The sequence below is a fragment of the Pseudonocardia sp. NPDC049154 genome (assembly GCF_040648315.1).
Taxonomy (GTDB): domain Bacteria; phylum Actinomycetota; class Actinomycetes; order Mycobacteriales; family Pseudonocardiaceae; genus Pseudonocardia.
This window is the reverse complement of the sequence record NZ_JBEZDN010000014.1, coordinates 1-11,395: the sequence shown is the minus strand read 5'-3', so window position 1 is coordinate 11,395 and position 11,395 is coordinate 1. Positions and strand designations below refer to the sequence as shown.

Here is an 11,395-nt window from a genome sequence, read left to right as displayed (position 1 = left end):
CGGGGTCAGCCGCTCTGCGCGAGGTAGGCGGGCAGGACGTCGACGAAGCCGTCCTGGGACTGGACGTAGTGGCCGTCCCGCGCCTCGTACCAGACGAACGAGTTGTTGAACGAGCGGGCGATGGCGGGGTCGGACACCGGCTTGCAGAAGTCGAGCGTCGGCGACATCGAACCGACGTTGACCGAGCAGGCCTGGCCGAGAGCGGTGAGCAGGCTCTCGTTGGTCACCGGTCCACTCACGGTCTTCGCCACGATCTCGAACACCTTGTAGGCCAGGTAGGTGCGCAGCTCGCTGTTGTCGCCCAGCCTGCCCTCGACGCCGGTCAGGTTGCCCGCGGCCTTCATCTGGTTCAGGTAGTCGGTCCAGACCGGGTCCGACCCGGGCGGGAAGTATCCCAGGGACTTGATGCCCTCGGTCTCCTGAGGGAACTTCTTCAGCACGTCCTCGGTCAGCCCGCCGGGGGCAGAGGCGTAGATGCGCCCGCGGAAGTTCTCGGTCACCTGGAGCGACTTCATCGCGGGCAGAGCCTGCTGCGAACTCGACGGAGTGAGCACCATCAACAGGCAGTCGGGGTTGCCCTGGATCCACTGCTGAACGTAGGGGGCCATGTCCGTCGCACCCTCGGGGTACGTCACGGTCCGCACGGGCTGACGCTTGTAGTGCGCCGCGGCCTTCTCGACGTAGGACTGCGTGAAGGGCGCGCTCTGCTCACTGGTGAGCATGGCGATCGTGTTACAGCTGTCGTTCTCCGCAGGCCGGACGCCGTCGGCCATCTGCAGCATCGGCCCGCCGGCCGTAGGGAACGCCATCGGGCTCGTGCTGTCGATCGGCTTGGTCACTGTCCCGCCGATGTACGGGATCTTCGCCTGCTCGAGAATCGGGAAGATCCGGTTGGCCTCGAGGCTGAACCCACCGACCACAGCCGCGACCTTCTCGTCGGCGGCCTTCCGGGCGCAGCGCTCGGCTTCGTTCGGGTCCCCCTTGGTGTTGCAGGGGATGACCTCGACCTTCTGCCCGTTGATCCCGCCTGCCTGGTTGGCCGGCCCCGCGGCGTTCTCCACGATCGTCGGGAGGTGCTCGAAGTCGTAGGTCGCGTTGTCCCAGATGCTGATGGTCATCACCTTCAGGGCGGAGTCGTCCTGGGCCTGACCGGAACCGCACGCCGCCAGGGCCGCCGATGCGGCCAGGGCGAGCGCGGACTGCCGTAGTCCTTTGAGCTTCAACGGTTCTCCTCGTGAGGGGGGCACTCGGACGCCGAGGGCCCGGGGGATTTCAGGACGCCGCCACCTGCGGGCCGGCGAGGTACTCCGATTCGATCTCGTCGATCCGGTCGAGCAGGGCGGCCGCGGTGTCCTGCAGGACCACCCGCCCCTGGCGCAGCACGTAACCGCGGTCGGCGATCCGCAGGGCCTGGCGGACGTGCTGCTCGACGAGCAGCACGCCGCACCCGCGGTCCGCCGCGGCGCGGACGGCGTCGAGCAGCCTGCCGACGATCAGCGGCGCGAGCCCCAGCGAGAGCTCGTCCACCAACAGGACCTCGGGCCGACGGCCGAGCGCCCGCGCGAGGGTCAGCATCTGCTGCTCCCCGCCGGAGAGCAGGCCACCTCGCACCCGCAGGCGCTTGCGCAGGTCGGGGAACAGCTCGAGCGCCGCCTCGACGTCCACCCCGCCGACCCGCAGGTTGTCCTGCGTCGACAGCGAGGGGAACACCGAACGCTCCTCGGGGACGAAGGACAGCCCCTTGCGCGCCCGGACGTGCAGCGGCGCCCCCGTCCGCTCCCCACCCAGCTCGACCTCGCCCGCCATGGCGGGCAGCTCGCCCGCGAGAGTCAGCAGGGTGGTGGTCTTCCCCGCCCCGTTCGGGCCGAGCAGGGCCACGACCTCTCCGGGACGGACCTCGAGGTCGAGGTCGCTGATGGACGGCCTGCCGCCGTAGCCGGCGGTGAGCCCGGTGGCACGCAGTACCGCAGTGCGTACCTGTTCGTCCGTGGTCGTCACTGTCATGCTCCTGAGGTCGTCGTCGGCCCCGTCGGGCGGGTGGTGCACCCGCCTCCCGGACCGGAGGATCAGATGGCCCGGGTCTGCTCGGCCCAGTAGGGGTCGCGCAGCTTCCGCTTGAAGATCTTGCCGGTCTCCTCGCGGGGCAGTTGGTCGTGGAAGGTCACCAGCCGCGGGACCTTGTACCCGCTCATCCGGGACCGGATGTAGTCCTGGATCTCCTCCGCCGTCGCGGTGCGACCGGGTACGAGCTGGACCGCGGCGACGATCGACTCGCCGAAGTCCGGGTCCGGGATGCCGAAGACCGCGCAGTCGTACACCGCGTCGAAGCCGATCAGCGTCGCCTCGATCTCGGCGGGGTAGATGTTGACGCCACCGGAGATGATCATGTCGCGTTTGCGGTCGGTGAGGAAGAGGTATCCGTCGCTGTCCACGTAACCCATGTCCCCGAGCGTCACCAGGGCTCCGCGGGCGACCTCTTGACGCTGCTCGTCGCGGCCCAGGTAGGTGAAGTCGCCCGAGGTCGGGTTGTGGGCGTAGATCTCGCCGACCTCACCGGGTCGAACCGGCTCGCCCGCCTCGTCGACGATCTCGAACCTCAAGCCCGGCAACGGGCGCCCGGCGGTGCCCGGCCGCTGCAGCCACTCCTCGGCGCGGCAGAAGAATGCCACGCCCATCTCGGTGCCGCCGTAGACCTCGTTGATCACCGGTCCCCACCAGTCGATCATCTGTCGCTTGACGTCGATGGGGCACGGACCACCGGTGTGGGTCACCGACCGCAGCGACGAGACGTCGTACCGCGACCGGACCTCCTCCGGCAACCGCAGCAACCGGACGAACATCGTCGGGACCATGGCGATGTCGGTGATCCGGTACTCCTGGATCGCCGCGAGGACGCCCTCGGGGTCGAACCGGGACTGCATGACCAGGATGTCCGCCTCGGCCAGGGCCCGGCGGGCGCTGGAGTCCGGCGAGGAGTGGTAGAGCGGCCCGAGCACGAGGGCGCGGGAACCGGTCGTCATGCCGAAGATCATCCGCTGGCTGTCCATGAACCGGGCGAAGGTCTCGTCGTCCATGGCGTACTTGAAGACGCCCTTCGGCTTTCCCGTGGTGCCGGAGGTGTAGATGATCGCCCCGAGCCCGCCGTTGAACTCGCCATCCCATTCGGGGTGGGCGTCCACGGCCTCGGCCCAGGCGGTGGCACGGGGGATCTCGCGCAGGGCCTGCGCGGTGTCCGGGCAGCTCCGCACGTCCGTGCCCTCCCGGGGAACCACCAGGATCGGCACGTCCGGAAGTACCTCCCGCGCAGCCAACAGGAGGTCGGCGTGGCCGACGATCAGGCGGGGTGCGCTGTCGCCGAGGACGTACTCGAGCTCGTCCGGCTTGTTGTGCCAGTTGAGCGGCACGCTGTAGGCACCGCTGAGGCTCGCCCCGATCGTCGCCTCCAGGAAGGCGAAGTCGTTGCGGAGCAACAGGGCCACGGTCTGCGCCGGCGTGATGCCGTACGAGACGAACGCCGTCGCCGCGCGGGCGCCGCGGGCGCGGACGGAGCCACGCTCGCGCACGCGGCCGTCGATCACGACCGCATCGGTCAGGTTTGCAGGCGTCATCGCCCGCCTCCTCGTCGTCGGGGGTTATCCCGCGGTCGACCCGGGACAGCGGGGACCACGCGTCGAACGGAATCCAGAGTCAAAATGGCGCCTAAGTTGGCGGTAAGTATGGAGGACATCTTGGATCCAATCAAGGCCAGACGACGTCAGCGCCCGCGAAACAGGGGAGCCCTCCGTTCCCGGAACGCGGCGACCCCCTCCTCGTGGTCCGCCGACGCCGACAGGACCGGGACCGAGTCGATCTCCCGCTCCATGGCGGCGGCCAGCGCGGCACGCAGCGACTCGTCGACGGCGCGCTTGGTGTAACCGAAGGACAGCGTCGGCCCCTCGGCCAGCCTGCGGGCGATGCCGTCGACCTCGGCGTCGAACTCCTCGGCGGCGGCCACCCGGTTGACCAGCCCCCACTCCAGCGCATGGTCGGCTGGGACCCGCTCGCCGAGCAGCGCCATCTCCAGCGCGCGGGCCCGTCCGACCGCCGCGGGCAGGAGCGCGGTGATGCCGCCATCCGGCATGAGGCCCACGTCCCGGAAAGCCAGCAGGAAGAACGCCTCCTTCCGGGCCACCAACAGGTCGCAGGCAAGCGCGAACGCCGCCCCGACCCCGACCGCGGGTCCATTGACCGCCGCGACGACCGGCTTGCGCAGCCTGCGCAACGCCGTGACGACCCGGTGCGCCGCGGCGAGCGTCCCGGAGCGGCCGTCCTGATGCTCGATGTCCGCGCCGAGATCCGCCCCCGCGCAGAAGGCCCGTCCCTCCCCCGTCAGCACGACCGCTCTGACGTCGGGATCGGGGTTGGCCGCAAGCAGGTGGTCGACCAGGACGTCGAGCATCGGGGCGGTCACGGCGTTCAGCCGCTGGGGACGCGCGAGGGTCAGCCGCAGCACTCCGTCCTTCAGCTCGGTCGAGACGGTGCTCTCAGAGTTCTCAGGCATGGCTCTCCGTTCCGGTCGGGCCGGTGTCGAGCAGGAGCGAGGCGAGCCGTTCGCGGCTCGCGTCGGCGTCTCCCCACCACAAGGCGGACGCCGTGGCCCGCTTGAAGTAGAGGTGGACGTCCGACTCCCAGGTGTAGCCGATGCCGCCGTGCATCTGCAGGGTGTCGGAAGCGGCCGCCACATACGCGTCCGAGCACCAGGAGCGGGCCATCGCCGCGGCGGCTCCCCGGTCCGGCAGGTCCTCGTCGAAGGCCCGGGCGGCGTACATGACCACCGCGCGAGACGCCTCGACCCCGACGTACATGTCCGCACAAAGATGCTTGAGCGCCTGGAAACGGCCAATCGGGCCGCCGAACTGCTCCCGAGCCTTGAGGTACTCCACGCTGCGTTCGAGGCAGTTCGCGCTGCCCCCGAGCTGTTCGGCCGCGACGGCCACCGCGGCCCGGTCCAGCACCTCGGCGAGGACCGCGGTGCCCTCGCCGACGGCGCCGAGCAGCTCGCCCTCGGCCTCCTGGAGGCGCACCACGGCCAGCCCGCGGGTCTGGTCGAGGGCGGGCAGCGGCTCGGCCGCGACGCCTGCACCCGACCGGACGGCGAACACCGACGGCCCTACGGACGTGGCAGCGACGACGAGCAACAGCTCCGCGATCGAACCGTCCGGCACGTGCGACGCCGTCCCGGTCAGCGACCATCCCGCGGCGGTCCGGCTCGCGGCCACGTCGAGGCGCGACCACTCCCCCTCCGCCGAGGTGCCGACCACGGTCGCGAGCGTCTCCCCCGAGGCGATCCCGGGCAGGTGGCGGTCGCGGGCGGCGTCGTCGGACACCGCGAGCAGGGCGGCGGGCGCCAGCACCGCGCTCGACAGGTACGCGCCCCCGTACAGCGCCCGCCCCTGTTCCTCCAGCACGATCACCTGGTCGGCGAAAGAGGCGCTGAGGCCGCCCCAGCGCTCCGGGACCGCGAGCCCGACGAGCCCGAGGTCCTCGGCGAGGCGCTTCCACACCTCCGGGTCGTGCGGACTCTCCTGCAGCATGCGCTCACGGACCCGGGGCAGGTCCGCTGTGTCGGCGAGGAACCGCCGGACCGTGCTGCGCAGGTCGCGCTGCTCCGCGGTCTCCCGCAGTGGAGTCGCGGTGGCGAACGGGCTGTCCGGCGTCACGGCCACCTCCATGATGCTCATCGGGGCAGGCCGAGCACCCGCTCGGCGATGATGTTGCGCTGGATCTGGGACGTGCCCGCGAAGATCGTGCCGGACCTGGCCGCCAGGAACGAGTCCTGGGTCGTGGTGGTCGGGTAGCCCTCCCCAGCGGGCCGCACGAGGGCCGCGGGCCCTTCCGCGACGAGCTCGGTCTCGGTGGCGTGGCGGTGGAACTCGCTCCAGAAGAGCTTGGTCATCGAGACCATGTCGGCCGAGCCCTCGGGATCGGCCAGCATCCGCTGGGCGAACAGCCGCACGATCGCGGCCTCGGTGTAGGTCTTCGCGACGGCCTGCCGTACGCCGGGCCGGGCGCTCGCCGCTCGGTCGCGCAGCCGGTCCCGCATCCGGGCGTGCTCATGGAGGAACTCGAGCGAAATCGTGGGCAGATTGAAGTCGCGCTCGAAGCCCAGGGTGGTCATGGTGACCCGCCAGCCCTCGTTCAGCCCGCCGATCACGTTGGTGAGCGATGTGCGCGACTCGGTGAGGAACTCCTGCCCGAAGTCCGAGCCGCCGGTCATCTGCACGATCGGACTCAGCTCGACGCCGTTCTCCGGGCCGAAGGGCATCACCACGAACGACAGCCCCTTGTGCTTCGGGGCCGCCGGGTCGGTGCGGCACAGGAGGAACATCATGTTCGCCTCGAGGGCGTGCGAGGTCCACACCTTCTGGCCGGTGATGACCAGCTCGTCGCCCTCGACCACCCCGCGGGTGCGCAGCCCCGCCAGGTCCGAGCCGGCGTCGGGCTCGGAGAACCCCTGGCAGTAGCGGTGCTCACCGGCGATGATCGGCGGCAGCAGCCGGGCCTGCTGCTCCTCGGTGCCGCAGGCGACGATCGTCGGGCCGAGGAGGAACTCGCCCATCCCGCGGTCGATCCGCGGGACCCCGGCCCGGTGCAGCTCCTCCTCGAAGATCGCCTTGTGGACGCGTGTCCAGCCGCGGCCGCCGACCGACTCCGGCCACGACGGGCACACCAGGCCGGCCGCGACGCACCGCTCCTCCCAGAGCCGGTGCTCCGGGGTGTCCCGCGCGGCCTTGTTCGCCGCGATCCAGTTGCCCGCGACCTCGTGGCTGCGCCAGTCGAAGAGCTCCCGCAGGCCGTCCGGTGCGTTGCCCTCGATCCACTCCCGCTGCTCCCGGCGGAACGCGGCGGCCTCGGGCCCGCCGTAGGTCATCGTCGCCATGGTCAGCTGACCTCGAGGACGAACTGCGGAGCGCCGTCGAGCTCGTCGTCCCGAAAGACGACGGTCACCGCCGCACCGACGGCGACCTGCTCCGGCCTCGCGTCGGCGATCCGGGTGAGCAGGCCGGGACCCTCCTCCAGCGCGACGAAGGCCGGGATCGGCGGGCGCTCCTCACGACTCGTCCGCGACACGGTCCAGGAGACGATCCGGCCGCGGCCGGACGCCTCGACGAGGTCGGTCACCGTGCTGTGACAACGCGGGCAGATCGGCCGCGGATAGTGGTGCACCTCGTCGCAGGACCGACAGTGCCCCAGCAGGAGCCTGCCCGCCGGGGAGCGCCACAGGGCCGTGGTGGACGAGGTCTCGGGGAGGGGGATCGTCATGGTCACAGCCTCTCGAGCAGGACGGTCGCACTGGTGTGCCGGGTGCTCAGGTAGCCGCCGGTGCCGTGCACCAGGGCGATGCCGCAGTCGGGCACCTGGACCGCCGGGTGCGCCTCGCCGCGCAGCTGTCGGACCGCCTCGATCATCTTGGTCATCCCGCCGCGGTTGGCCGGGTGGTTGTTGCACAAACCGCCGCCGTCGGTGTTGATCGGCAGGGTGCCGACACCGGCGATGAGGTTGCCGTCCGCGACGAACGCGCCGCCCTTGCCCTTGTCGCAGAACCCGAGGTCCTCGAGCTGCACGACCACCGTGATGGTGAAGCTGTCGTACACCGAGGCGTACCGGACGTCCGCCGGGGTCAGGCGGGCGTCCTCGAACGCTGCCGGGCCCGAGACCGCACCCGCCGAGGTGACGAGGTCCAGCCTGCCGCCGTCGAGGTTCTTGGTGGCCACTCCGCTGCCACGCAGCGTGACCAGCGGCCTGCCGAGCTCCCGGGCGATCTCCGGCCGGGCCAGCACGAGCGCGCCGCCGCCGTCGCTCACCACACAGCAGTCCAGCCGGTGCAGCGGGTCGGCGATCATCGGCGACCCGACGACGTCCTCGACCGTCACGACGTCCCGCAGCATGGCGTTCGGGTTGTGCTGGGCGTGGTGGGAGGCCGCGACCTTCACCCAGGCCAGCTGCTCGGACGTGGTGCCGAACTCATGCATGTGCCGCGTCGCGGACAGCGCGTAGGCCTCGACCGTGCCGAGCGAGTACGGGAACTCGTACGGCACCTCCGGGGACTGCGGATCGGCGAGGTAGGCACCCTCGCCCGCGACCCACGCCTTGGTCCGGGGCTTGCCCGCCAGGGTGACCAGGGCGACGTCGCAGCGGCCGTCCGCGATCGCGCGCGCAGCCTGGGCCGCACCGATGATGTAGGACGAGCCGCCGGTGTCGACCGTGTCGACGTGTCGCGGGCGGATCCCCAGGTACTCCGCCATGGACGCCGGGCCGAGGCCCGGGCTGTCCCCGGAGGTGAAGAACCCGTCGACGTCCCCGAGGCCGAGACCGGCGTCGGCCAGGGCGCCGAGGGCGACGTCCGAGTGCAGTCGCGCGATGGTGTGGTCCGGTGCCTTGCGCATCGGGTGCTCGTAAGCGCCCACGATGAACGAGGTGGGCGTGCTCACGAGCCGGTCACCTCGTGGTCGAAGTACAGGAAGATGATCTCCGCGACCATCGCGGGCTTCGGCGCGCCGTCGATCTCGATCGTCACCTGCGAGGTGACCCGTAACCCGCCGGCCGCCTCGTCGGCGGACAGCACGGTCTCGCGCAGCCGCACCCGGGAGTCGACGGGAACGGGGCTGAGGTAGCGCAGCTTGTTGGAACCGACGTTGACGATTCGCGCGGCGTCCACCGAGTACACCGTGGGCTGCAGCGTGCCCATCAGCGAGAGGGTGAGCATGCCGTGGGCGATCGTGGTGCCGCCCGGGGCCTCGCGTGCCGCCCGCTCGGGGTCGACGTGGATCCACTGGTGGTCACCGGTGGCGTCCGCGAACTTGTCGATGATCTCCTGGGTGATGGTGAACCACTCCCCCGGGCCGAGCTCCTCTCCCTTGGTCTCGGCGAGCTCGCGGGCCGAGCCGAATGCGCGAGGGCTCACGGCTCCCACCGGCCGATCGAACGCAGCCGCTGCTCCGTGCGCCCCGCGATGCCGGGCTCGGTCGGTGTGGCCGTCGACAGGTCGCTGATCTCGTCGTAGCGGTCCGCGATCATCTCCGGGGTGAGCGGCTGCTGCGGGTCGAACTGCACGCCCTCGGTCTCGAAGTAGTGCACTCGGGAGTAGCCGCCCGCCATGGACTGCAGGATCTGCCCGCTGACCGTGCACTCCTCGCTGACCAGGTAGGCCACACCCGGAGAGACGAGCTCGCTGGTGAGGTAGCGGTCGACCGCGGGCGGGTTGAGGCCGTCGGTCATCCGGGTGGCGGCGCCCGGGGAGATCGCGTTGATCCGCACGTTGTTGCGTGCGCCCTCGATGGCCAGGCTGTTCACCAGCCCGACCATGCCCAGCTTGGCGGTCCCGTAGGCGCTCTGCCCGAGGTTGCCGGAGGTGCCTGCGAGGGAGGTGGTCACCACGATGCGCCCGTAGCCCGCCGCATTCATGATCGGCCACGCGGCGTGCGTGCAGTAGACGGTGCCGAGCAGGTGCACCTCCAGCACGGCGCGGAAGTCCGCGAGGTCGACCTTCTTGAAGGTCTTGTCTCGCAGGATGCCGGCGTTGTTGATCAGGATGTCGATGCCGCCGAAGGTGTCGACGGCGGTCTGGATGATCCGGCGGGCCCCCTCCGGGTCGGAGACGCTGTCGTAGTTCGCGACGGCCTCGCCGCCGGCCTCCTTGATCTCCGCGACCACCGTGTCAGCGGGCGAGGCGTCCCCGCCCTCGCCCCGGACACCGCCACCCAGGTCGTTGACCACGACCTTCGCCCCGCGGGAGGCGAGTAGGAGCGCGTGCGAGCGCCCGAGGCCACCTCCCGCACCCGTCACCACCGCGACGCGGCCGGTGAAGTCCATTGGTACACCCTTTCCTCGTTCGGTTCGGGCGATGTCCCCACCACCCGTCGTCCGGTTGTCCGCCGAGCAGTCGCTCCGCGTCGTGAATCCCCGTCAGGGGGAGAGTTCCTGCAGGAACGGCAGCAGGTGGGCGAGCACCGCCCTCGGCGCCTCCTGCTGGATCCAGTGCCCCGCTCCGTCGACGAGGTGCACTCCGCGCACGTCGGTCATGATGGGCAACGGATCCGCGAAGCGGTCCTGATCGCCCACCATGTACCGCGCCGGGTCCGCCGCGCCGCCGATGAACAGGCTCGGCACCTCGACCGTCCGGTCGGCGTAGGGGCGCAGTTGGTCGACGTCCAGCGACTGGGCCCGGTAGCGGTTGAGCGGGCCGCGCAGCCCGCCCTCCTGGAACCGGCTCGCCAGCCAGTGCAGCTCCGTGTCGTCGAACCAGGTGGGGACGCGGATTGGGTCGGGCAGGTCGTCGAGCAGGGTCGTGCGGTCCGCGGGGCCCCGCAGCGGGTTCGGCGTGCCCGGTGCGCGGTCCCCCGCCATCGCGTGCACGAAGCGGCGCAGGAACCGTGCCGGGTCGGCCTCCAGCTCCGCCTCCGCCCGCCCGGGCTCCGCGAAGTACGACATGTAGAAGAAGGCGTCGCCGTAGACCGAGGCGAAGCGCTCGAACGGGTCCGAGGTCGGCGGCCGGGACGCCGGTGCCGACAGCCCGACGACCGCGCGCACCTCGGCGGGGAAGATCAGTGCCGCACCGTATACCTGCGGTGCACCCCAGTCGTGGCCGACGAGCACCGCGGGCGACCCCCCGAACTCGTCGACGACGGCGAGGATGTCCGCGGCCAGCTCACGGATCGTGTAGGCGGAGACCGGCCACGGCTTGTCCGAGCCCCCGTAGCCGCGGACGTCCACCGCGACGGCCCGGTAGCCGGCTTGCGCGAGCGCGGGCAGGACGTACCGCCAGGACCGCCAGCTCTCCGGGAACACGTGCACGAGGACGACGAGCGGGCCCTTCCCCGCAGCGACCACGTGCAGCATGTTGTCCGCGGCACCGCGGACGTGGTGGTGCTCGAGCGGGAAGCCGCCCGTCCCCGGCCGCGTCGATTCCAGCGCGATCATCTCGCTCACGTCAGTCACCTCTCAGGACCGGGCGGAGGGCGTCGAGGACGTCCGCGCTCTCGATGGTGGAGGGGACCGGCTCGTCGAGGCCGTCGGCGATGCCGCGCATGGTCTTGCGCAGGATCTTCCCGCTGCGGGTCTTGGGCAGCGCCGGGACGACGGCGATCTCCTTGAGCGAGGCCACCGCGCCCACCTGGTCCCGCACCATCTGCACCAGCTCGGTGCGCAGCTGGTCGGGATCGGGGTCGACGCCTGCTTTGAGGACCACGAACCCGCGCGGGATCTGGCCCTTCATCTGGTCGGCCACGCCGATGACCGCGCACTCGGCCACGTCCGGGTGGGAGGCGAGGACCTCCTCCATCCCGCCGGTGGACAGCCGGTGCCCGGCGACGTTGATGACGTCGTCGGTGCGGCCCATCACGAACACGTAGCCGTC

General features: G+C 71.1%; 11 protein-coding genes and 1 pseudogene. All 12 read right to left on the bottom strand.

Translation table 11 applies throughout. The annotated features are described in order from the left end of the window. Window positions 1-5: 5 nt before the first annotated feature. Window positions 6-1,223 (bottom strand): ABC transporter substrate-binding protein, encoded by a 1,218-nt coding sequence (locus AB0B41_RS10365; RefSeq protein ID WP_358201233.1) that lies wholly within the window; start codon window positions 1,221-1,223, stop codon window positions 6-8. A 49-nt stretch (window positions 1,224-1,272) separates the two neighbouring features. Beyond that, a complete protein-coding gene (locus AB0B41_RS10360) occupies window positions 1,273-1,998 on the bottom strand; it encodes an ABC transporter ATP-binding protein (protein ID WP_358201231.1) in 726 nt (241 codons plus the stop codon). Window positions 1,999-2,066: 68 nt separating this feature from the next. After that, the gene (locus tag AB0B41_RS10355; protein WP_358201228.1) at window positions 2,067-3,608 is read right to left on the bottom strand and encodes an AMP-binding protein; all 1,542 of its coding nucleotides are present in this window, start codon (window positions 3,606-3,608) and stop codon (window positions 2,067-2,069) included. Window positions 3,609-3,754: 146 nt separating this feature from the next. Next, window positions 3,755-4,540, bottom strand: coding sequence for an enoyl-CoA hydratase (locus AB0B41_RS10350; protein ID WP_358201226.1), 786 nt, complete (start codon window positions 4,538-4,540; stop codon window positions 3,755-3,757). Next, on the bottom strand, window positions 4,533-5,720 hold the full coding sequence (locus AB0B41_RS10345) for an acyl-CoA dehydrogenase family protein (RefSeq protein WP_358201224.1): 1,188 nt from the start codon (window positions 5,718-5,720) through the stop codon (window positions 4,533-4,535). The genes AB0B41_RS10350 and AB0B41_RS10345 overlap by 8 nt, the downstream gene beginning before the upstream one ends. Then, on the bottom strand, window positions 5,717-6,919 hold the full coding sequence (locus tag AB0B41_RS10340; protein ID WP_358201222.1) for an acyl-CoA dehydrogenase family protein: 1,203 nt from the start codon (window positions 6,917-6,919) through the stop codon (window positions 5,717-5,719). The genes AB0B41_RS10345 and AB0B41_RS10340 overlap by 4 nt, the downstream gene beginning before the upstream one ends. A 2-nt stretch (window positions 6,920-6,921) precedes the next feature. After that, window positions 6,922-7,302 carry an OB-fold domain-containing protein gene (locus tag AB0B41_RS10335; RefSeq protein WP_358201219.1) on the bottom strand — a complete coding sequence of 127 codons (381 nt, stop codon included), beginning with the start codon at window positions 7,300-7,302 and terminating at the stop codon, window positions 6,922-6,924. Between the two features lie 2 nt (window positions 7,303-7,304). Continuing rightward, on the bottom strand, window positions 7,305-8,471 hold the full coding sequence (locus AB0B41_RS10330) for a thiolase domain-containing protein (RefSeq protein WP_358201217.1): 1,167 nt from the start codon (window positions 8,469-8,471) through the stop codon (window positions 7,305-7,307). Beyond that, window positions 8,468-8,944: a MaoC family dehydratase gene (locus tag AB0B41_RS10325; protein ID WP_358201215.1), complete on the bottom strand. Its 477-nt coding sequence runs from the start codon at window positions 8,942-8,944 to the stop codon at window positions 8,468-8,470. Before AB0B41_RS10325 ends, AB0B41_RS10330 begins: the two co-directional genes overlap by 4 nt. Then, complete coding sequence (locus AB0B41_RS10320; protein WP_358201212.1) at window positions 8,941-9,852, bottom strand: SDR family NAD(P)-dependent oxidoreductase; 912 nt, start codon at window positions 9,850-9,852, stop codon at window positions 8,941-8,943. Before AB0B41_RS10320 ends, AB0B41_RS10325 begins: the two co-directional genes overlap by 4 nt. A 93-nt stretch (window positions 9,853-9,945) precedes the next feature. Continuing rightward, entirely contained in the window at window positions 9,946-10,959 is a 1,014-nt protein-coding gene (locus AB0B41_RS10315; protein ID WP_358201419.1) for an alpha/beta hydrolase, read from the bottom strand. Window positions 10,960-10,969: 10 nt separating this feature from the next. Further along, window positions 10,970-11,395: pseudogene (prpE, locus tag AB0B41_RS10310) on the bottom strand (propionyl-CoA synthetase); the annotation flags it as partial.

Excerpts from the sequence above, each read along its gene's own strand:
- AB0B41_RS10355 (WP_358201228.1), bottom strand. The coding sequence starts at position 3,608 with ATGACGCCTGCAAACCTGACCGATGCGGTCGTGATCGACGGCCGCGTG.
- AB0B41_RS10350 (WP_358201226.1), bottom strand. The coding sequence starts at position 4,540 with ATGCCTGAGAACTCTGAGAGCACCGTCTCGACCGAGCTGAAGGACGGA.
- AB0B41_RS10345 (WP_358201224.1), bottom strand. The coding sequence starts at position 5,720 with ATGAGCATCATGGAGGTGGCCGTGACGCCGGACAGCCCGTTCGCCACC.
- AB0B41_RS10340 (WP_358201222.1), bottom strand. The coding sequence starts at position 6,919 with ATGGCGACGATGACCTACGGCGGGCCCGAGGCCGCCGCGTTCCGCCGG.
- AB0B41_RS10335 (WP_358201219.1), bottom strand. The coding sequence starts at position 7,302 with ATGACGATCCCCCTCCCCGAGACCTCGTCCACCACGGCCCTGTGGCGC.
- AB0B41_RS10320 (WP_358201212.1), bottom strand. The coding sequence starts at position 9,852 with ATGGACTTCACCGGCCGCGTCGCGGTGGTGACGGGTGCGGGAGGTGGC.
- AB0B41_RS10315 (WP_358201419.1), bottom strand. The coding sequence starts at position 10,959 with ATGATCGCGCTGGAATCGACGCGGCCGGGGACGGGCGGCTTCCCGCTC.